Origin of the sequence: Kitasatospora sp. NPDC127067 (assembly GCF_042724755.1) — a bacterium.
Classification (GTDB): Bacteria; Actinomycetota; Actinomycetes; order Streptomycetales; family Streptomycetaceae; genus Kitasatospora; species Kitasatospora lactacystinica.
Genome location: NZ_JBHXEM010000015.1, coordinates 98,368 through 118,044, shown reverse-complemented (window position 1 = coordinate 118,044; position 19,677 = coordinate 98,368). Strand labels below are relative to the sequence as shown.

Sequence of the window (19,677 nt, the reverse complement as noted above, 5' to 3'; positions counted from 1 at the left end):
GCTGTCCGCCACCCCGGCCCGGCTGCTCGGCCTGAGCGACTCGATCGGCTCGCTGGAGACCGGCAAGCTCGCCGACCTGGTCGTGGTCGACTCCGAGAGCTACGACCTGGTCGCCGTCATGCGCCGCGGCCACTGGGTGCCCGGCGGCGGGACGTTCCCCACCGTCGGACCCGCCTGAGCAACGACGCGGCCGCCCGTCCCCCTCGGGGGCGGGCGGCCGTCGCCGTGCTGTGGTGATCCCGGTCGGGCTGCGGGCGGTGGTGGCGGCTCAGGCCGCCGGTGCTGTCGCCTTGAGGACGCCGAGCAGGCGGGTGACCTCGGCGGCGACGGCCGCGCGGGCCGGCCCGAGGTAGCGGCGGGTGTCGACCAGCCGCGCGTCGTCGGCCAGGGCCCGGCGGACGGCGGTGCTGAACACCTGGTTGAGGTGGGTGGCGATGTTGACCTTGGTCATGCCGGCTTCCACGGCCGCGGTGAGGTCCCCGTCCGCCACACCCGAGGAGCCGTGCAGTACGAGCGGGACCGGCACCGCCCGGCGCAACCGTCCGATGAGCTCGAAGTCGAGCGCCGCGTCGCGGGTGAGCATCGCGTGCGAGGTGCCGACGGCCACCGCGAGCGCGTCCACGCCGGCGGCGGCGACGAACGCCGCGGCCTCGGCCGGATCGGTGCGCACACCCGGGGCGTGGACGCCGTCCTTGCCGCCGACCTCGCCGAGTTCGGCCTCCACCCAGACGCCCGCGGCGTGGCACCGCCGCACCACCTCGGCGGTGGCCCGCACGTTCTCCTCGTACGGCAGTACCGAGGCGTCGAACATCACCGAGGTGAAGCCCAACTCCACGGCCCGGTGGACGAGTTCCACGGAGGTGGCGTGGTCCAGATGGACCGCGACCGGCACCCGCGCGGCCCGGGCGACGGCCAGGGTGGCGGCGCCGATCGGATCGAGGGCGCCGTGGTAGCGCACGGCGTTCTCGCTGATCTGCAGGATCACCGGCGCACCGGCGGCCTCGGCCCCGGCGACGATCGCCTGGGCGTGTTCCAGCTGGATGACGTTGAACGCACCGACGCCGCACGCGGCTTCGGCAGCGGCGGCGGCGATCGCGCCGGTTCCGCTCAGGGGCATGGGTCGAACTCCTCGGTTGCGAAGGGACGGACGTCCACGCGGGACCGCAGGGCCTGGTGGAGGGCGGGGTCGAAGTCGCCGGCCAGCGGTGCGGCGACGGCGGCCGCGGACAGTGCCACGGCCTCGGCCAGCCGGTCGGGCCAGGGCGTTCCGCCGACCAGGCCGAGGGTGAGCGCGGCGACGGCGGCGTCGCCGGCGCCGGTGGGGTTGCCGGCCAGCCGCTCGGGCGAGCGGGCGCGCCAACCGCCCTGCGCGGTGACGGCGACGAGGCCGTCGGCGCCGAGCGAGGCGACCACCGCACCGGCGCCCGCGGCCCGCAGCCTGCGGGCGGCGGCCACCGGATCGGTCAGGCCGGTGGCGGCGGCGAGTTCGTCCGCGTTCGGCTTGATCAGGGCCGGTCCGGCCGCCAGCGCCGTGCTGAGCGCCGTCCCGTCGGCGTCGAGCACCGCCGGGACGCCGTGTGCGTGCGCGAGCCGGAGCAGGTGGGAGTAGGCGTCCTCGGGCACGCCGCGCGGCAGGCTGCCGGAGAGGACCGCCGCCGCGGCGTGCGGCAGCAGGGTGTCGAGGTGGTCGAGGAACCGCGCCCATTCCTCGGCGCTCACCACCGGGCCGGGTTCGAGCAGGATCGTGGTGTCCCCGACGTCCTCCTCGACCACGGCGACCGTCCGCCGGGACTCGCCCGCGATCGCCAGCATGCGGTCGGCCAGGCCGGCGGACGCCAGTTCGGCGCGGATCGCCCGGCCGGTGAGGCCGCCGGTCAGGCCGGTGACCACGGTCGGGTGGCCGAGGGCGTGCAGGATCCTGGCGACGTTGACGCCTTTGCCGCCCGCGCGCTGGGCCACCGCCCGGACCCGGTTGCTGCCGTGCGGGCGCATCCGGTCCAGGTGGTGGGTGATGTCCAGGGCGGCGTTCGGGGTGACGGTGAGGATCACGCCGCCGCTCCCTCGCCCAGAAGGTCCCGCGCGAGCAGTCCGGCACCGAAACAGCCCGCCTCGTGGCCGAGTTCGGCGGGTACGAGCTCCGGCATCGTCTGGAAGGAGAGCCGCGCCGTCAGAGCCGCCCGCAGTGGCGCGAAGTACGGCTCGCCCGCCCGGGCGAGGCCGCCGCCGATCACGATCCGCTCGGGGTCGAGCAGCGTGATCGCGCTCGCCAGGCCGTCGGCGAGTGCGTCGACGGCCTCCCGCCAGACGGCGGCGGCCGTGCGGTCCCCGGTCGCGGCGCGCTCGCCGACCTGCTCGGCGGTGACGCCCGCCTCCCCGGTGGCGGCGGTGTAGCGGCGGGCGACGGCGGCCGCCGAGGCGAGGGTCTCCACGCAACCGCGATGGCCGCAGGCGCACGGCTCGCCGCCGGGGCGCACCACCAGGTGGCCCAGCTCGCCGGCGCGGGTGTGGCTGCCGGTGAGCGGCCTCCCGTCGACCATCAGCGCGGCGGCGATTCCGGTGCCGACGGGTACGAAGAGGAAGTTGCGGCTGCCGCGGCCGGCGCCGGCCCTGGCCTCGGCGACGCCCCCGGCCCGCACGTCGTGCCCGAACGCGACCGGGATTCCCAGGTGTTCGGACAGCCAGTGCCGGACGGGCAGGTCCCGCCAGCCGAGGTTGGCGGCCAGCACCGCGGTGCCGGCCGCCTCGTCGACGATGCCGGGCACGGCGATCCCCGCGGCGGCCGGGCGGAAGCGTCCGGCGAGTTCGGCGGCGCAGTCGAGGACGGTTTCGAGGACGGCCTCCGGCCCGCGTTCGGCGCGGGTGAACCAGCGCTCGGTGTGGCAGAGGCGGCCGTCCGCGGCCACTGCCGCGCCCTTGATGTAGGTTCCGCCGACGTCGAGGGCGATCGCCGTCGCGGTCACGGCCGGGTGAGGACGATGGAGCGGGTGAGGTTGCGCGGCTGGTCGGGGTCCAGGCCGCGGCCCTTGGCCAGTTCGACGGCGAGCCGCTGGGCGCGGATCAGGTCGGCCATCGGGTCCAGCGCGCTCACCGACAGCACGGCGCCGGTCGGCTCGACCTGGTCGACCAGTCCGGTCGGCGGCTCGCCGAAGAACCACACCACGCTGTTCCGGCCGGTGACGCTGATCGGTCCGTGCCGGTACTCCATGGCCGGGTAGGACTCGGTCCACGACCCGGAGGCCTCGCGCAGCTTGAGGGCCGCCTCGTGGGCCAGGCCGACCGTCCAGCCGGTCCCGAGGAAGGTGAACTGGCCCGCCTCGGTGGCCCGTTCGGGCAGCGGGGCGGCCAGCGCCTGCTCGGCGTGGGCGGCCAGGTCGGCGGGGGCGAGGCCGAGGTGGCCGCGCAGCAGCGCCAGCGCGGTGGTGGCGAAGCGGGTCTGCACCACCGACTTCTCGTCGGCGAACTCCAGGTCGACCACGGTGCCGGCGGCCGTGCCGATCGGGGTGGCGAGGTCGCCGGTGAGTGCGACGGTCGGCGTCCCGCCGCAGCGCTCCAGCGCGGCGAGCACCTCGGTCGTGGTTCCCGAGCGGGTGATGGCGACGACGCGGTCGTAGCCACGGGCTGCTGGGAACTCGGAGGCCGCGAAGGCGTCGGTCTCACCGAGGCCGGCGCCCTCGCGAAGGCCCGCGTACGCCTGCGCGATGTAGAGCGAGGTGCCGCAGCCGATCACGGCCACCCGCTCGCCGCGCTCGGGCAGCCCGGCGGGCTCCAGTTCCAGTGCCTTGCGCCAGCACTCCGGCTGACTGGCGATCTCCCGCTCGACGTGACTCATCTGGCTCTCCTCGCTGGGGGCACGGGTGGTGCTCGGGGATCGGTCCGCACCGAGCACTGCTTCATGCTGCAAGCATCTGCTTGAAACTGCTCTATTCATAGCTCAACGCGTCATCTTTGAGCAATACTGCTTCATCGAGAGGATCGCGCCACCGGGTCGGTGATGGTCGGCGGATAGGCTCGTGACCAGGGACGACCGAGTCGAGGAGAGATGATGAGCCCGGATGAGCGATGGTCGCGGCTGCTGGAGATCCTTGGTGATCGGGGCCGGATCGACGTCATGACGGCGGCCGAGCTGTTGGGCGTCTCCGCTGCCACCGTGCGCCGGGACATGGACGAGCTCGCCCGCCAGCAGCTGCTGACCCGCACCCGCGGCGGCGCGGTGCTGAGCGAAGTCGCGTACGACCTCCCCCTCCGCTACAAGACCGCGCGCCAGGCCGGCGAGAAGCAGCGCATCGCGAAGGCCGCCGCCGCGCTCGTCCCGCCCGGTGCGGTGGTCGGGCTCAACGGCGGCACCACCACCTCCGAGGTGGCCCGCGAGTTCGCCACCCGTACCGATCTGGCCGGGCACGGCAATCAGACGGCGCTGACCGTGGTCACCAACGCGATCAACATCGCCAACGAGCTGGCGGTGCGCCCGTACGTGAAGACCGTGGTCACCGGCGGCGTGGCCCGACCCCAGTCCTACGAGTTGACCGGACCGTTGGCGACCATGATGCTGCAGGCGATCTCGCTGGACTACGCGATCCTCGGCGTCAACGCCGTCGACCCGCAGTTCGGCGCCGCCACCCACGACGAGGGCGAGGCGAGCGCCAACCGGGCGATGGCCGAGCGGGCGGAGCGCGTCATCGTGGTGGCCGACTCCACCAAGCTCGGCAAGCGCGCGTTCGCGCAGGTCTGCGACACCGGCACGATCGATGCGCTCGTCACCGACGCCGACGCCCCGGAGGAACTGGTGGAGCGGTTCACCGCCCGCGGGGTGGACGTCCACTGCGTGTAGCACCCGCCCACGGACCGGAGCCCGCGGTGCGGGCGGGTTCCGTGGAACCAGCCCGCACCACAGGGACGATGACGTTTCGTCAGGCCGAAGGCGGGGTGTTGAACGGTGCCGCCCAGGTCTGGTTGCTCTGGATCGCGTCCGGTGCGGCGCCGCACGGGTACAGGTCGACGGGCGTGCCGGCGGCTGTCGTGGTCCCGCCGTAGACGTCCAGGCAGGAGCTGGTCCCGGCGAGCTTCAGATTGCCGTCCCGGTTGTAGCTCCAGCTCTGGTGGCCGGGGGCCGAACCGCAGGCGGCCACGCCGACCCACTGGCCCTGCTGCCCGTTGAGCGCCCCGGAGGTGCTGCCGTCCTGCGCGGTCAGGCAGAGGCCGGCCGCGCCGGCCTGGAGGAGCTGGACGGATCCGTCGGTGTTCAGCTGCCACTGCTGGTTGCTGCCGCCGGTGCAGGGGGAGACGTCGACCGGGTTTCCGGCGCCGGTGCCGGAGGCGTGGTTGTCCAGGCAGAGCGAGGCCTTGCCCCAGTCGTCGCGCGAGACGGTGATCTGGCCGCGCGGGGTCGCGGTGCCGCCCCTCGGCGGGGTGATCCGCAGCATGGCGCTGTCGTGCGAGCCGATGGTGAGGGCGACGGTGCCGGTCGAGCGGCTGGTCCGGTGCGCCCACAGGTCGCGGACGGTGTACCTGCCGCCGCCGTTGAAGCCGACGGCGTTCAGGTCGAGCGTGTAGCCCGCGCTCGCGGCGCCCTTGTTGGTGACCACGACCGCGCGGCTGCCGTCCGCGAGCGGCTTGACCACGACGTCGATGCCCGAGGTCGCGGCCGGGGTGCCGTCGGCGTTCGCGCCGCCGCCGGACACGCGGTAGCCGCCGGCGCCCAGCGGGTCCTGGTCGACGGCGATGACCTCCGGGTTGGACAGGATGCCGATCGACGCCTTCAGGTGCGGGGCCTCGGCCGGGTGGGCGGCGAGGTAGGCGGGCTCGAACTTGCGGGCGTCGGTGGAGATGACGAGCGGCGCGGCCAGGGCGGAGAACAGGGACATCTGGCTGCGTTCCTCGGCGGTGGTCATGCCGTTGTCGCCGATCAGCAGCATGTCGGCGTCGTTCCAGTTGCCGGGGCCCTGGTAGCGGCCGAGTTCGACGGTGTTGTCGAAGCTCTGGTAGGCACCGAAGTTGTAGGAGGACTGCCGGCCCAGCGGCTGGTTCCACGGGTCGGTGGCGCCGTTGTCGTAGTCGTTGTAGATGTCCGGGCCCACCCGCCACAGCTGCCCGAGCGGGCGCACCCACTGCATCGCGGCGAACTTGGCCGGCCCGTTGCCGTAGCCGGCCGGGGCCGAGATGTTGAACATCACGTTCGGGGTGGGCTTTCCGGCCTTGTTCGCGGCGGCGACCGCCGAATTCAGGGCGCCCGACATCCGGGTGTCGAGCGTCCGCACCGGCTCCTGGTCGCCGCAGTTGTCGTACTTGAGCGCGTTCACACCCCAGGAGACGAAGGAGTTGGCGTCGTCCTGCTCGTGGTACTCGCTGCCGTTGGGGAGGTTGGGGGAGGTCGGCGTGGCGGTGGAACAGGTGTGGGTGCCGGAGGTCTCGTAGATGCCGAACTCGGCACCGAGCCCGTGCAGGTAGTCGCCGTACCCGGTGAGCTCGTGGTCGAAGCCGGGCTGCCTGGTCGTGTCGCGGACGTCGGTGGCGCCGCCCCAGTTCAGCGCGCCGTGCAGGTAGCCGGCGTTGTTGCGGTACATCCAGCAGTCGTCGACGGTGACGGTCCGGTAGCCGGCCGCGATCAGTCCGGTGTCGGACAGCGCCTTCGCGTTGTCCTCCATGTACTGCTGGAAGGAGTAGTGGAGCGGGTCCGAACCGTCGAGCGGGGCTTGGGGGGTGCACTGGGCCCGGGCCCAGTTGTTGAAGCCCATCGGGGGGAGCGCGCCGATCGGACCGTTGGGGGCGGCCGAGGCGGTGTGGTTGGCGGCCGGCGCGGTGACGCCGTCGTTCGCCGCGGCGGGGGTGGCGCCGAGCGCGGCCCCGGCGAGGAGGGCGGTCGCCGCGGCGAGGGACGCGGCCCGGCGGGACAGGAGTCGTCTGGTCACAGGTGCGGGGGATCCTTTCGATCTGAGTGAAACTGCTTCAATCATCGCTTGATGAAGCAGTTTCGATCACCTGCGGAGCAGCTTCGGGCGGCCGGGCGCCTCGCGTCAAGACGCCGTCCTGCCCCGCCTCGCCGCTCTTCCTCGACTGCAACGCTTCGGTAACGCGGCTGGCCTGCCGGGATGGCAGCGAGGCAAACTCGGTTCGGCGCAGCTGCTCGATATTGAGCAAATATCGGTCGCATAGCGCACCTTCGTGCAGATCGCACCATCCCCCACTCGGGCCACCGCGGGGTCGGCCCCACTCGCAAAAGGCGGTACCAGAGATGAAGCGGCGCCTTCTCGCCCTGTCGGCGGCCACCCTGGCCGGAACGCTCGCGCTGTCCGGATGCGGCAAGGGCTCGGCCTCCGGTTCGACCTCCGCCGACGGCGTGACGACGATCAGGTTCGTCGCCGCCGACTACGGCTCCAACGGCCAGAACCCGAGTCAGACGTACTGGCAGGGCGTGATCTCGGCCTTCGAGCAGCAGAACCCCGGGATCAAGGTCGACCTTCAGGTCATCAACTGGAACGACATCGACACCCAGGTCAAGACCATGGTGCAGAACGGCAACCAGCCGGACATCCTGCAGACCGGCGGCTACGCCGACTTCGCCAAGAACGGCCAGCTCTACCCGGCCCAGGACGTGCTCTCCGGCAGCACCACGGCGGACTTCCTCCCCGCGATCGCGCGCGCCGGCGAGCAGGACGGCACCCAGTACGGCATCCCGTTCATCTCCAGCGCCCGGATGTTCCTGATCAACAACGAGCTCTTCAAGAAGGCCGGCCTCGACCCGGCCAACCCGCCCAGGACCTGGGCCGACCTCACCACCGCGGCCACCGCGCTGAAGAACGCGGGCGTGGAGATCCCGCTCGGCGTGCCGCTGGGCAAGGAGGAGGCGCAGGGCGAGTCGTTCATCTGGATGCTGGAGAACCACGGCGGCTACCAGGACGCCAAGGGCCAGTACAGCATCAACTCCCAGGCCAACGTCGACACCTTCGGGCAGCTCAAGAGCTGGGTGGACGCGGGTCTGACCGAGCAGAGCCCGGCCTCCGTCAACCGCACCGACCTGGCCAAGGACTTCGCCTCCGGCAAGGTCGGCATGCTCAACGGCATCCCCACCCAGCTGAACGACGTCAAGGCCATGGACGTCACCTGGACCGCGATGCCCAGCAAGGACGGCACCGGCAAGGCCACCCTCGGAGTCGCCGACTGGATGATGGCCTTCAAGAAGGGCGGCCACAAGGAGCAGATCAAGGCCTTCCTCGACTTCGCCTACGCCAAGGACAACGCGGTGAAGTTCGACAAGCAGTACAGCCTGCTGCCGGTCACGCAGTCCGCGCTCACCGCACTCCAGGCGGACCCGGACGAGAAGGCCCTGGCACCGTTCCTGCAGATCCTGCCCACCGCCACCTTCTACCCCCTCAGCGACCCGACCTGGCCGGCGGTCTCCGCGCAGATCAAGACCCAGATCGGCAGCGCGGTCGGCGACCCGAAGAAGACCCTCGACGCGCTCCAGAAGGCCGCGCAGCAGGCCGGCGAGTGACCCTGACGAGCGCACAAGGAATCCCCACACCGTGTCCTTCCCCAGCAGCACAGACGCCCGGCCCGGCGACCCCGCCCGGCCGGCCGCGCCGCCGACGAGTCCGTCGGCCCCGCCCGCGGGCCCCGCGCCCGGGCGCCGCTCCCTGTTCGAACGGCTCGGGCCACTGCCCTGGCTGGCCCCGGCCATCGTGCTCATCCTCGGCGTGGTCGTGTGGCCGGTCGTCGAGATGGTCACCACCTCACTGCGCAGGATCGACACCACCGGCACCGACCACGGCCCGGCCGGTCTGATCAAGTACCGCAAGCTCTTCGGTGACCCCCGCCTGCCCGGAGTGCTCACCTGGACCGTCGTCTGGACGGTCGTCGTCGTCGGCCTGACCATGCTGATCTCGCTCGCGCTGGCCCAGCTGTTCAACCAGAACTTCCCCGGCCGTCGCGTCACCCGCTGGGCGCTCGTCGCCCCCTGGGCCGCCTCCGTGCTGATGACCGCGATCGGCTTCCGCTGGATGCTCGACCAGGTCGCCGGCGTGTTCAACCGGCTGCTGCTCGACCTCGGCCTGATCGACCACTCCCGGGCCTGGCTCGGCGACGCCGCCCACGCGAAGCCCTGGCTGGTCCTCGTCGCCGTCTTCGTCTCGCTGCCGTTCACCACCTACACCCTGCTGGCCGGACTGCAGACCATCCCCGGAGAGGTCTACGAGGCGGCCAGGGTCGACGGCGCCACGCCCTGGCAGACCTACCGCAAGGTCACCCTGCCGCTGCTGCGCCCGGCCTTCCTGGTCGGTCTGGTGATCAACCTGATCAACGTCTTCAACTCGTTCCCGGTCATCTGGGGCATGACCCAGGGCGGCCCGAACGCCGACACCGCCACCACCACCGTGTTCATGTACATGTTGCGCGGCTACGACGTCGCCGAGTCCGCCGCCATGTCCGTGGTCAACTTCGGCGTCGTGATCCTCATGGTGATCGTCTTCCTCAAGGTCAGCCGCTGGAACGGGGAGGAGAGCTGATGACCATCCTTCAGTCGCCGCCGGCGAAGCACCGCCCGCGCGCACGGACCGTCCTGCTCACCGCGCTGGCCTGGGCGCTCGCCGCGCTCTTCGTGCTCCCGTACGTCGAAATGCTGATCACCGGCGGACGCCCGGCCGGCCAGCTGCGGGACAACTCCTACCTGCCGACGCACTTCGACTTCTCCTCCTTCACCAAGGTCTGGACGGACACCACGCTCGGCCAGAACCTGCGGACCACCCTGCTGGTGGCCGGAGGCTCGACGTTGCTGGTGCTGCTGGTCGCCCTGCCCGCCGCCTACTACACCGCCCGGGTGCGCTTCCGCGGCCGCAAGGCCTTCCTGCTGCTGGTGCTGGTCACCCAGATGTTCCAGCCCACCGCCCTGCAGGTCGGCCTCTACCGGGAGTTCTTCGCACTGGACCTGCTGGACACCCCGATCGTCCTGGTGCTCGCCAACGCCGCCTTCAACCTGGCCTTCGCGATCTGGATCCTGAGCGCCTACATCGGCTCCATCCCCAGGGAGTTGGAGGAAGCCGCGATGATCGACGGCAACGGTCGCATCGGCGCGCTGTTCCGCGTCACCCTGCCGCTCGCGCTGCCCGGCGTGGTCACCGCCGTGATCTTCACGTTCATCTCGGCCTGGAACGAGTTCATCATGGGCCTGACCCTCACCAACTCGCCGGACCGGCAACCGCTCACCGTCGGCATCAACAACATGATCGGCGCCTACAGCGTGCAGTGGAACTACGTGTTCGCCGCCTCGCTGGTGGCCATCGTGCCGGTCGTCGTCCTGTTCGCGGTGATCGAGCGCCACGTCGTCTCCGGACTCACCGCCGGCTCGGTCAAGTAGCCGGGCCACCACGCTGCCACGCCACGAGGTCGCCCCGCGGAACGCGGCCTCGCGGCGTGGCCGCTCCGCTGGGCACCGGGGGCCGGGACGGGCTCCCGGGCGACCGTCCTCGCACTCGTCACAGCCCGATGTTCGACTTCGGCCCCATGTACGTGCCGGCACCCGGCCAGTCGGCCCTGGCCAGCTTCACGAACCGCTCGGAGAAGCCGTGAGCGGGAAGGTCGTCGAGCTTCACCCACTCCACGCCCCGGATCGGCCGGGTGTCCGCGCCGTCGGCGACGTCGCCGATCCGGGCGCCGGTCACCGCGACCTCGAAGGTGATGTGCACGACGCCGGCGGCCGTGACGTCGCAGACGTACAGCAGGCAACCGACCTCGACTTCGAGTCCGGTCTCCTCGAGCATCTCCCGGCGCAGCGCTCCGGCCAAGGTCTCACCGTCCTCGACCTTCCCACCGGGCAGGGACCACCTCCGCGGCCCCTCGGTGTCCTGGTTCAGCAGCAGCATCCGGCCGCCCCGTACGGCGATACCCGTCACACGTGTATGCATCCGCGCACCGTACCGCTTCCCAACGCCGGGAGAAGAAGGGCGTGTTGAGGAACCTCGCGGTCCCCGTCGGCATCGCCGCCGGTGGGCCGGGCACCCGGGCGGCCGGCCGGTCGCGGACGCCGCCCGAGCGGTGTCGCCCGGTCGGGGGACGGCCCGGTCGGCTCACGACCTCGAAGGGGCGGTGGCCGGCGGCGCCGAGCGCGTCGTCCGCCCGTACCGCGCCGGCCTCCGAAATGCGCCGGCGGGTCGTCCAGCACCGTAGTGCTGTGTGCGAACGAAGAGGAGCCGGCGGCACTCAAGGTCACCTGGACGGACGCGATCGCTGCGGAAACCGGAGCCGTCGGGGTTTGTGAGAACCCGATCGCCGTAGCTCGGCGGGTCGGGGAATCGGGCGCCCGGCCTCTCTCCCTCCGGCGGGTGCCGTCGGCACCCTGCCGGGCGTGCCGGAAGGGCGACCCGGTGCGACCACCGGCCGATGCTTTCGGTGCCGGTGGAAGTCCTCCGGTCGCCGGAGGCCTGCCGGGCCCCTACGGTCGTGTTCTGACACGGGCCCGTCGTCGCGGAAGGCCAGGATGCGGTACTACCGGTGGATTCTCGAGACGCAGGACGACGACGGCCGCTGGTCCCGGCGGGACGGTGCTCCCATGCCGGACCCCGTCGAATACGAAGGGCCGCCCCAGCAGGCGGCCAATCATCTGCGGGACGTGTTCGTCCGTACCCTCTCCAGACCCGCGCCCGGCCCCCGGGCGATCAGGGTCCGGGTCTGGGAGGGCCGGCACACGGTCGGCGAGCCCCAGGCCGAGACCGAGTGGTCACGCGAGTAGCCGCCCCGGCCGCGGCCCTCGGGCGTCAGGGAGGGGCGGCCGGGTCGGTGCGGTGAGCCGGCCCGTCGGGGGAGGGGTGCTACGCGGAGACGGCGGCGCGCCGGGGTGCCCGGCGTCGGTCGGAGGAGCCCTGGTTGTCGCGGCCCGCGCCGGTCGCGCGGGTGTCACCGGCCGCGTGGGCGGGGCGTCCTCGACGGTTACGGCTGGTGGACGGGCTGCGGCGGGGGCGTTCGACGACGGGGGCGGCGATCACGGTGGGGATGCCGGTGGGCACGCGGGCGCCGGTGATGCGGGCGAGGTCCTCGTCGCCGGCGCTGACCCTGGTGGTGACGGGGGTGATGGCGGCCGTGGTCATCATGCGGGCCATCTCGCGGCGCTGGTTGGGCAGGACGAGGGTGACGACGGTGCCGGACTCGCCGGCCCGGGCGGTGCGGCCGCCGCGGTGGAGGTAGTCCTTGTGGTCGCTCGGCGGGTCGAGGTTGACGACGAGGTCGAGGCCGTCGACGTGGATGCCGCGGGCGGCGACGTTGGTGGCGATCAGGGCCGTGACCTGGCCGGTGCGGAACTGCTCCAGGGTGCGGGTGCGTTGCGGCTGGGACTTGCCGCCGTGCAGGGCGGCGGCCTTCACGCCGTTGGCGAGCAGGTCGTCCACCAGGCGGTCGGCGCCGTGCTTGGTGTCGATGAACATGATCACCCGGCCGTCGCGGGAGGCGATGTGGGCGATCGTGGCGTTCTTGTCGTAGTTCTGCACGTGCAGCACGTGGTGTTCCATGGTGCTGACCGCTCCCGCGGACGGGTCCACCGAGTGGGTGACCGGGTCCTTGAGGAAGCGCCGCACCAGGCGGTCGACATTGCGGTCCAGGGTGGCGGAGAACAGCATGGTCTGGCCGCCTTCGGCGACCTGCTCCAGAAGCTCGGTGACCTGCGGCAGGAAGCCCATGTCGGCCATCTGGTCGGCCTCGTCGAGCACCGTGATGCCGACCCCGTCCAGCCGGCAGTCGCCGCGCTGGATCAGGTCCTTGAGCCGGCCGGGGGTGGCCACCACGACCTCCGCCCCCTGGTTCAGGGCGTGGGCCTGGCGGCCGATCGACATCCCGCCCACCACGGCCGCCATCCGCAGCCGCACCGCGTGGGCGAACGGGGTGAGGGCGTCGGTGACCTGCTGCGCGAGCTCGCGGGTGGGGACCAGCACCAGGGCCAGCGGGTGGCGCGGCTCGGCGCGCCGGCCGGCGGTGCGGGCCAGCACCGCGAGGCCGAACGCGATGGTCTTGCCGGAGCCCGTCCGTCCACGTCCGAGGACGTCGCGTCCGGCCAGCGAGTTCGGCAGCGTCGCGGCCTGGATCGGGAACGGCTCGGTGACGCCCTGACGGGTCAGGGTGGAGAGCAGGGCCTTCGGCATGTCCAGTGCGTCGAACGCCTCGACGGCCGGCAGCGCCGGGGTGGTGCTCACCGGCATCGCGAACTCGCCCTGCGGAGAAGAACCCTGGCGGCCGCCACGGCCGCCGGCGGGCCGGTCGCCGTAGAAGGAGCTGCCGCCGGAGCGGGAGGAGGACGAGGAACGGGAGTTGGCGTTCTGGTACGGGGAGCGGCTGGAGCGGTTCATGTGAGACCTTCCTGGGGCGGCACGTCGCGAGGAAGCTCCGCAGCGCGGGGCGCCGGCAGGAGGCCGCAAGGAACGGGCCGAAGTGTGGAGTGCGGGGCGTGGACGGTGGAACCGTGCGGCACGTCACCTTGAGGTCGGCGCTCGCCGCGGAGGGCGGGAGCGGAGAACCTCGAACCGCGGGGTGTCACGGCAGGGCGGCGATCCGGACGCGGCGCTGTGCGTCTCGCGTGGGGATGGCCGCCGGTGGCGGAGCCAGGGGGCCGGAATCAGCCGGGGAAGCGCGTCGTGGCGCAATGCCGAGGGGCCCGCACCGGGCATCATGTACGCGGTGCGGGCCCCTCGCTACCAGGCGGGTGCCGTGGCAGAAAAACTACAGCGGACGAATGTTCTCGGCCTGCGGGCCCTTCTGGCCCTGAGTGACGTCGAACTCGACCTTCTGGCCCTCGAGCAGCTCACGGAAGCCGTTGGCGTTGATGTTCGAGTAGTGGGCGAACACGTCCGGGCCGCCACCCTCCTGCTCGATGAAGCCGAAGCCCTTTTCCGCGTTGAACCACTTCACAGTGCCATTAGCCATAAAGAAATCTCCTTCAAGGGGCTGTCCGAAGCCCGCACAGCGCGCGCTTCGAGTCGCCGCGATGAGCACCCACCCGGGGAAGAGCCGGGAAACAAAAAGGCGCCTGCGAAACATCAGCAGGCGCACACAAAGTTCATGGGAACCACTACTGCAACTAAAGCGACTCTAGCAGGCCCAGGCCCGTCGCGGGTGGATATTTCACCCCCACTTCTCCGGGAGCCTTCCCCCGGGGCCGTCGGCCGCGAGGCGACAGGACCACCAACACACATGGAGAGTGGCCTGGTTGAGCGATCACCCGTACTCCTTCGGCGCCGACCACTCGCCTTCCCCGGGGAAGGCGAGTCGCGCGGGTGCGCAGCGCCTGCCCTGGCCGCGCCAGACCCGTGAAAGCGACGCACCACGCCCACCGGCGCCATCCGGGGGCGCGCTGGACGGCTTGCGCGAAATTCCTGTCGTAGCTCCGAAATTGAGTGCGTCGAGAAGTCCCGCTCCCGCGACTTTCGGCGCATACTGCAGGGAATGACGAAATCTGCAGCAGTCCGCCGTGTCCTGCCCACCAGTCCCTTCAAGGCCCGGATCGAAGCGCCGCGCAAGCACTTCGCCGTCGGCGACCGCGTCACCCACGACACGTACGGCCTCGGCCGGGCCATCGGCGTCGAAGGCGACAGCGACATCGCGGTACTCGTCGACTTCGGATCGCGGCGGGAACGCATCACCCAGCCCTACGCCGCGATGTTCAAACTCTGACCCAGGGCGCACGCGGCTCTCCGCCGAGTGTGCCGCGCGTGTGCGGACCCCTGCGGTACGCCCCTGGCTCGCCGCGTCGGCACGCCGTCCAGGGGACGCGCACCCCGATCGGGTCGAACGGGAATCCGCAGCTCCGGCCCTGTAGCCTCGCCGGCCATGGCTGGAACAGCATGTGACGAAACGTCAAGGGCGGCTGGCTGCGGGCTGGGCAGGCGATAAACTCTGCGCGTGGATGACAAACATCTGTTTGAGTCCGTCTGTGCAGTGCTCTCCCTCCGAGGGTTCGAACTGGCGCCGCCCCAGGTGGCCGGGCTCTGCGCCCGGCGGCGTCCGGGGATCGGCCTGGTGCTGGAATGGAGCCCGGGCCAGGACCTGATCGGACCGACCCTCCACGCCTGCCCGCATCCCGCCGACGCCGCCGGGCGCACCGAGTTCCGCGGCATCCGCGGCGCGCTGATGCTGGCCCTGGCGGAGGTCCTCGGCTCCGAGGGCTTCACCGTCACCGCCCTCGGAGCCGACCTGCTCGTCACCGCCGGCCCGTACGATCCGGGCGATGCCCCGACCCTCACGGCTGCTCTCAACTGCCCCGCACCACGACGCAGCCGATCGGCGTGTCAGGTCGCCGCCATGTAGCGCCGTGCCGTGCAGCAGGCGCAAGGCCCGTGGTCGCCGTGGCCGCTGCCCCGGCCCGTGGGCGCCGCGGAGGCCGTGTCCTATTCTGGTGGGCATGTCGAACCCTGACGGGCTGCTCGTCGACATCGCCGCGATGGTCGAGTCCGAGCACAGCAATCAGATGTCCCTGACCGTGGTGGTCCCCGGCGCGGTGATCACCGGCAGGCTCGCGCCGGTGACCCTGTGGTTGGATCGGGTGGCGGAGGTCCTCCAGGCCTCGGAGCACCTGAAGCCGTTCGCCGCTCTCTTTGCCCCGCCCGCCGACGGCCCGCCCGCACGGCCCACCCATCTGCATCTCCACCGGGCGAAGATCCTTCAGGGCGACTTCGGGCTGCCCCACACCGGCGGCATGTACCGCATCGCCATCGAGGATGTCAGCAGCTGGACGGTCGGGGACCTCAGCTACTCCGATTCCTGAGGACCACGGCAGGCCGAGCGGCCGCCCGGCTCGACGCCCTACGTCCCCGCTGCAAGGAGTCGCTGAGCCTCGAGTGGGGTGTCGTGACCGCTGGCCCGGGTGTCGGGGTGGAGCCGCTGACGGCCCCGGCCGGAGAGACGAAGGGCACAGCGGGCAGGCGGAAGGCGCCGGCGCCCCGGGCGGTGCCGTCCATCTCCGAGCGGACCATCCCGAGGACGCGCCCGGCGGCGTCCAGCCCGGCCGCGCCCTCCAGTCGCCACGTCTTGTGCCGCGCTGCGGTGTTGCCGTCCGGGGCGACGGCCAGAGCGTGCAGCGCGAGGCCGTCCCCGATCCGGCCCCTGCGGCGTGGCCGTGCGGCTGGAGGGAGCTGTGGCCGGGTTGCCGGTCCGGTCAGGTGTCCGCGGCGGGTTCCTGGTGGTGTTGGGTGCGGCGGAGTTGCTCGTTGATGCGCAGGGCTTCTTCGAGTTGGTCTTCGAGGATGACGATGCGGCAGGCGGCTTCGATGGGGGTGCCCTGGTCGACGAGGTCGCGGGCGCGCATGGCGATGCGTAGTTGGTAGCGGGAGTAGCGGCGGTGGCCGCCGTCGGAGCGTAGGGGGGTGATGAGGCGGTGTTCGCCGAGGGCTCGTAGGAAGCCGGGGGTGGTGCCGGTCATTTCGGCGGCGCGGCCCATGGTGTAGGCGGGGTAGTCGTCGTCGTCGAGTTTGTCGGGTGTGTCGGGGCTGGCCGTTGTAGTCACTGCACCTCTCTGGTTCTCGGGGAGAACGCGTCGAGGGGCCCCGGGGCCGTGTCGGCTCCGGGGCCCCGAAGGGGAACAACACCATCTACCGGCCTGGGCCGGTCCTTCTACTTCCGCACTGCCCCGGGGGAGGGGTGTGCGGGGATCGCGAATGCGTGACCGGAAACCACCGTCCTTGCGTTGGGGTCTGCGGTGTCCGCCCGGGCGAGTGTTCACGGGCCGGGCGATCCTGATGGCGCTTGCGCCCTCCGTTCATCCTCTGTACTGAACTGTCACTTTCGTACTGCTGGTACTGCACCTGCTGAACTGCGTCCTGCTGGTCGGTGGCCGTGACGGCCCACCCGGTCCGGCAGCCCGGGCCCGCCGGCCGCCCCGCGTCTGCGGTGGCCTGGAACCCCACTGCCCGGACTCCTCGGCACGCGCGCCCGCAGTCTGGGCGCCTTTGCCGAGGTCCTGCTTGTCTGGCGACTGCCGGGTACTGCACTCACTGAACTGCGCACTGCTCGGTACCGCTGGTGGCCCCTGATGCCTGCGGGCCGCCCGGTCCGGCAGCCAGTCCCGTCGCCGTCCTGCGCCTGCCTGGCTTCGGAACTCCACTGCCGGACCGAACTGCGAACTTCGGTCCAACAACCCCGGCCAGTTCGTGTCTGGCCGGTATCGCCGACTGCTGTCTACGAGAGAAACGTTAGACCCACCCACGAGCAATGTCTACTCCGGCGCGCATAGATTTTGCGGCACCCGTGTGTGAGGTAGTCTTCCGCTGCGCGGCGGCGGCAACCCCCCGAGCCGCCGCCGTGCGCCCGAAGAAACGAGCGACACACCGCATGGAGGCGGCAGTGGAAGAGCTGGTGCCCACAGCACCAGAGACGGCCCGGAACGGACAGGCGGCCCTGATCGAAGCGATCACCGAGGCCGTGCGCAACGGTGACGACCGCCCCGTCCGCCGGCTGCTGGCCCGCTTCGCCGAACAGGCCACCATCGCCGACCTGTACGCCCTGCGCGACGCCCTCGACACCACCCGCCCATCCGGCGACCACGGGCAGAGGTGACTCCTGCCGGAACGCACTCGCGACCCTGCCCGGCCAGGCGTTCAGGTCGACCCCGGGCCTGGCGTCGCGGCTGCTGCGAAATGCGCGCTCGCCCTGGCTGGCCGGTGCGAGGGAGCGGGTTCCGCAGGCCAACTGGCTCCGGCACCGTGCCCGTGTCGGCCGGCGCCCGGCACGGCTGGGCCGTTCGCACCTGCCCGAGGTCGATGTCGCGGCGCACCACCGTGGCGCCGGACTCGAACCGGGCGCCCGGCGGGGGCGGTCGGTCTCTCGTCGTCGGTCAGCGCTTGGAGGCCGACGCTGGCCGGATTGAACGGCCCGGCGCCGGCCACCCTGCCACGTTGTGTGGCCGGTGGCCGGCGCCGGTAGTGCCGCCCCGGGTCAGGCCGCGATCGTGAGGTCGGCGCGGCCGAACAGGAGCGCGTAGCCGCGGGGAAGGCCGGCGAGGAGGCGGTCGGTGAGGTGGTCGCCGGCGAGGTCGTTGAGGGCGGCCAGGACGGAGGACGCGTCCCAGCGGGCGCTGGTGAGGCTGGTGTTCAGGGCGCGGGCGACGGCTTCGACGAAGGCGGGCGCTGCGACCGGCTGGGGCAGGGGGATCTGGGCGGCGAAGACGGCGCGGGCCCGGTCGGGGAGGCTGGCGGCGACGTCGCAGCGCTCCTCGCCGGTGAGCTGGGAGCCGAGGACGGCCAGGACAGCGTGCAGGACGCGTTCGGCCTCCTCGTCGGAGGTGTAGCGGCCGAGGGTACGGACCTGCTGGAGAAGGAGACGGTACCGGGTCATGGCGGTGGTGGCCTTCCAGGGGTGGGCCGCCGCTGGCGGTACGGCGGCGCGAAGGTAGGGGTCAGGGCCGGTGGCCGGGCTGGGGGCGGCCGAACAGGAGGTCGTAGCCGGGCGGCAGCTGGAGCAGGACACGCTCGATGAGGTCGTCGCCGGCCGCGTCGGCCACGGTGCTGAGGACGGCGCCGATGTCCCACAGGGCGGTGGTCTCGGTGGCGCCCTCGATCCAGGCCGCCGTCGCGCGCACGAACCTCTCCGGGCTGAGCGGCTCGACCGCCCGCAGCGGGCTGAGCAGGACCAGGGCCATGGTCTCCGGCAGGCGGGCGGCCAGTTCGGCGCGCACACCGCCCGCCAGGTGGGCGCCGAGCAGGGCCAGAACGACACGCGCCGCCCGCTCGGCCTCCTGGGGTGTGTCGTACTCACCGCGTTCCCGGATCTCCTCCAGGAACGCCTCCCATCGAAGAGTCACCACAGTTCTCCCTCTGTCCCAAGGACGGGCGCGAACGCCGTCGGCGCCCGGTCAGGGCTCGACGATCAGGCGCCCGTTCAGACCGGTGAGCTTGAGCAGCCGGACCACGCAGCGGCCGGCGCCGCGAAGGGCCAGGCGCCCGCCGCACCGGTCGGCCTGGTTGTGGGCCTGGACCAGGACGCCCAGGCCCGCGCAATCCATGAACGTCACCTCCGACAGGTCGAGGACCACCTCCCGATGTGACTTGAGCGCGGCGGTCAGGGCACGGCGCAGCGAGGGGGCGGTGCCGAGGTCGATCTCGCCGTCCGCCCGGACCACGAAGGGGTCGTGCCCTTGGTCGTGCATGGTGTCTCTAGCTGTCGGCCCGGGACGCCGTGGTGTGCAGGGGCCGCTGGGCCGGGCGGGTCGTGGCTGGGTGGGGTGGCCGTCCCGCAGGGCCCGGGGGATTGGCGGTGCGGGACGGCGGTCCGGGGGCCGGTCAGGCCTGGATCTGCTTGCGGCTTCCGCTATGGCTGATCTCGATCTTGCGGGGCTTGGCCTTCTCGGCGACAGGGATCTTCAAGGTCAGTACGCCGGCGTCGTAGTCGGCGCTGATCCCCGCGGGGTCGAGGGTGTCGGAGAGCATGACCTGGCGGGAGAACACGCCGAGCGGTCGCTCGGACAGCTCCCACTTCACATTGTCGCCCTCGTGGCGGGGGCGGCGTTCAGCCTTGACCGTCAGCATGTTCCGTTCGACGTCGATGTCGATCGCCTGCGGGTCCACCCCGGGCAGGTCGAAGCAGATCACGTACTCGTCGCCGACACGGCAGGCGTCCAGCGGCATCGGGGCCGGCCGGGACCAGGTGCCGTTCGTGCCCAGGAACTGCTGGGTCAGACGGTCCAGCTCGCGGAACGGGTCAGTGCGCATCAGCATCGCG

At 72.0% G+C, this 19,677-nt stretch carries 23 protein-coding genes; 10 read left to right on the top strand and 13 right to left on the bottom strand.

Going from position 1 to position 19,677, the window contains the following annotated elements; genetic code table 11:
* Positions 1-178, top strand: a 178-nt coding sequence (locus tag ACFWJ4_RS09440) for an amidohydrolase family protein (protein WP_380541234.1), incomplete at its 5' end; no start/stop codon positions are given.
* A 90-nt stretch (positions 179-268) separates the two neighbouring features.
* On the opposite strand, the gene ACFWJ4_RS09435 is transcribed toward ACFWJ4_RS09440, so the two are convergent.
* From ACFWJ4_RS09435 to ACFWJ4_RS09420, 4 genes are read right to left on the bottom strand one after another with little or no spacing between them, the layout of a single operon-like run.
* On the bottom strand, positions 269-1,117 hold the full coding sequence (locus tag ACFWJ4_RS09435) for a ketose-bisphosphate aldolase (RefSeq protein WP_380349069.1): 849 nt from the start codon (positions 1,115-1,117) through the stop codon (positions 269-271).
* Positions 1,108-2,049, bottom strand: coding sequence for a 1-phosphofructokinase family hexose kinase (locus tag ACFWJ4_RS09430; protein WP_380541219.1), 942 nt, complete (start codon positions 2,047-2,049; stop codon positions 1,108-1,110). The genes ACFWJ4_RS09435 and ACFWJ4_RS09430 overlap by 10 nt, the downstream gene beginning before the upstream one ends.
* Positions 2,046-2,960 (bottom strand): ROK family protein, encoded by a 915-nt coding sequence (locus ACFWJ4_RS09425; RefSeq protein WP_380541216.1) that lies wholly within the window; start codon positions 2,958-2,960, stop codon positions 2,046-2,048. The genes ACFWJ4_RS09430 and ACFWJ4_RS09425 overlap by 4 nt, the downstream gene beginning before the upstream one ends.
* Positions 2,957-3,829, bottom strand: coding sequence for an SIS domain-containing protein (locus ACFWJ4_RS09420; protein ID WP_380541213.1), 873 nt, complete (start codon positions 3,827-3,829; stop codon positions 2,957-2,959). Before ACFWJ4_RS09420 ends, ACFWJ4_RS09425 begins: the two co-directional genes overlap by 4 nt.
* 213 nt (positions 3,830-4,042) lie before the next feature.
* On the opposite strand from ACFWJ4_RS09420, the gene ACFWJ4_RS09415 reads away from it, so the two are divergent.
* Positions 4,043-4,828 (top strand): DeoR/GlpR family DNA-binding transcription regulator, encoded by a 786-nt coding sequence (locus ACFWJ4_RS09415; protein ID WP_359915536.1) that lies wholly within the window; start codon positions 4,043-4,045, stop codon positions 4,826-4,828.
* A 79-nt stretch (positions 4,829-4,907) separates the two neighbouring features.
* Here the strand turns inward: ACFWJ4_RS09415 and ACFWJ4_RS09410 are convergent, their stop codons facing one another.
* Entirely contained in the window at positions 4,908-6,905 is a 1,998-nt protein-coding gene (locus ACFWJ4_RS09410; protein ID WP_380541211.1) for an alpha-galactosidase, read from the bottom strand.
* A 323-nt stretch (positions 6,906-7,228) separates the two neighbouring features.
* Between ACFWJ4_RS09410 and ACFWJ4_RS09405 the strand changes: the two genes are divergently transcribed.
* The 3 genes from ACFWJ4_RS09405 to ACFWJ4_RS09395 are packed head-to-tail and all read left to right on the top strand — an operon-like array spanning position 7,229 to position 10,345.
* The gene (locus ACFWJ4_RS09405) at positions 7,229-8,488 is read left to right on the top strand and encodes an extracellular solute-binding protein (RefSeq protein WP_380541209.1); all 1,260 of its coding nucleotides are present in this window, start codon (positions 7,229-7,231) and stop codon (positions 8,486-8,488) included.
* Between the two features lie 31 nt (positions 8,489-8,519).
* Positions 8,520-9,497 (top strand): carbohydrate ABC transporter permease, encoded by a 978-nt coding sequence (locus tag ACFWJ4_RS09400; protein ID WP_380541207.1) that lies wholly within the window; start codon positions 8,520-8,522, stop codon positions 9,495-9,497.
* Entirely contained in the window at positions 9,497-10,345 is an 849-nt protein-coding gene (locus ACFWJ4_RS09395) for a carbohydrate ABC transporter permease (protein WP_380541204.1), read from the top strand. The genes ACFWJ4_RS09400 and ACFWJ4_RS09395 overlap by 1 nt, the downstream gene beginning before the upstream one ends.
* A gap of 118 nt (positions 10,346-10,463) precedes the next feature.
* On the opposite strand, the gene ACFWJ4_RS09390 is transcribed toward ACFWJ4_RS09395, so the two are convergent.
* Positions 10,464-10,892, bottom strand: a complete 429-nt coding sequence (locus ACFWJ4_RS09390) for an NUDIX domain-containing protein (protein ID WP_380541202.1) — start codon at positions 10,890-10,892, stop codon at positions 10,464-10,466.
* Between the two features lie 644 nt (positions 10,893-11,536).
* Between ACFWJ4_RS09390 and ACFWJ4_RS09385 the strand changes: the two genes are divergently transcribed.
* Positions 11,537-11,716 (top strand): hypothetical protein, encoded by a 180-nt coding sequence (locus tag ACFWJ4_RS09385; protein ID WP_380541199.1) that lies wholly within the window; start codon positions 11,537-11,539, stop codon positions 11,714-11,716.
* A gap of 79 nt (positions 11,717-11,795) precedes the next feature.
* Here ACFWJ4_RS09385 and ACFWJ4_RS09380 read toward each other — a convergent pair whose 3' ends face one another.
* A complete protein-coding gene (locus tag ACFWJ4_RS09380) occupies positions 11,796-13,319 on the bottom strand; it encodes a DEAD/DEAH box helicase (RefSeq protein ID WP_380541196.1) in 1,524 nt (507 codons plus the stop codon).
* 370 nt (positions 13,320-13,689) lie between these two features.
* Positions 13,690-13,893, bottom strand: a complete 204-nt coding sequence (locus ACFWJ4_RS09375) for a cold-shock protein (RefSeq protein ID WP_030918248.1) — start codon at positions 13,891-13,893, stop codon at positions 13,690-13,692.
* A 519-nt stretch (positions 13,894-14,412) separates the two neighbouring features.
* On the opposite strand from ACFWJ4_RS09375, the gene ACFWJ4_RS09370 reads away from it, so the two are divergent.
* The 3 genes from ACFWJ4_RS09370 (at position 14,413) to ACFWJ4_RS09360 (ending at position 15,730) form a co-directional block, all read left to right on the top strand.
* A complete protein-coding gene (locus tag ACFWJ4_RS09370; protein ID WP_359913429.1) occupies positions 14,413-14,640 on the top strand; it encodes a hypothetical protein in 228 nt (75 codons plus the stop codon).
* 228 nt (positions 14,641-14,868) lie between these two features.
* A complete protein-coding gene (locus ACFWJ4_RS09365) occupies positions 14,869-15,273 on the top strand; it encodes a hypothetical protein (protein ID WP_380357436.1) in 405 nt (134 codons plus the stop codon).
* Between the two features lie 94 nt (positions 15,274-15,367).
* Positions 15,368-15,730, top strand: a complete 363-nt coding sequence (locus ACFWJ4_RS09360) for a hypothetical protein (RefSeq protein WP_359913424.1) — start codon at positions 15,368-15,370, stop codon at positions 15,728-15,730.
* A gap of 390 nt (positions 15,731-16,120) precedes the next feature.
* Here ACFWJ4_RS09360 and ACFWJ4_RS09355 read toward each other — a convergent pair whose 3' ends face one another.
* A complete protein-coding gene (locus tag ACFWJ4_RS09355) occupies positions 16,121-16,402 on the bottom strand; it encodes a MerR family transcriptional regulator (protein WP_371522889.1) in 282 nt (93 codons plus the stop codon).
* 914 nt (positions 16,403-17,316) lie between these two features.
* Between ACFWJ4_RS09355 and ACFWJ4_RS09350 the strand changes: the two genes are divergently transcribed.
* Positions 17,317-17,517: a hypothetical protein gene (locus tag ACFWJ4_RS09350; RefSeq protein WP_371519662.1), complete on the top strand. Its 201-nt coding sequence runs from the start codon at positions 17,317-17,319 to the stop codon at positions 17,515-17,517.
* Positions 17,518-17,895: 378 nt separating this feature from the next.
* Here the strand turns inward: ACFWJ4_RS09350 and ACFWJ4_RS09345 are convergent, their stop codons facing one another.
* From ACFWJ4_RS09345 to ACFWJ4_RS09330, 4 genes are all read right to left on the bottom strand, one after another.
* On the bottom strand, positions 17,896-18,294 hold the full coding sequence (locus ACFWJ4_RS09345) for a DUF2267 domain-containing protein (protein ID WP_359913418.1): 399 nt from the start codon (positions 18,292-18,294) through the stop codon (positions 17,896-17,898).
* A gap of 61 nt (positions 18,295-18,355) precedes the next feature.
* Positions 18,356-18,760 carry a DUF2267 domain-containing protein gene (locus ACFWJ4_RS09340; protein WP_359913415.1) on the bottom strand — a complete coding sequence of 135 codons (405 nt, stop codon included), beginning with the start codon at positions 18,758-18,760 and terminating at the stop codon, positions 18,356-18,358.
* Between the two features lie 51 nt (positions 18,761-18,811).
* Positions 18,812-19,105, bottom strand: coding sequence for an STAS domain-containing protein (locus ACFWJ4_RS09335; protein WP_371519665.1), 294 nt, complete (start codon positions 19,103-19,105; stop codon positions 18,812-18,814).
* A gap of 133 nt (positions 19,106-19,238) precedes the next feature.
* Positions 19,239-19,673: an Hsp20/alpha crystallin family protein gene (locus ACFWJ4_RS09330; protein WP_359913409.1), complete on the bottom strand. Its 435-nt coding sequence runs from the start codon at positions 19,671-19,673 to the stop codon at positions 19,239-19,241.
* Between the last annotated feature and the right edge of the window lie 4 nt (positions 19,674-19,677).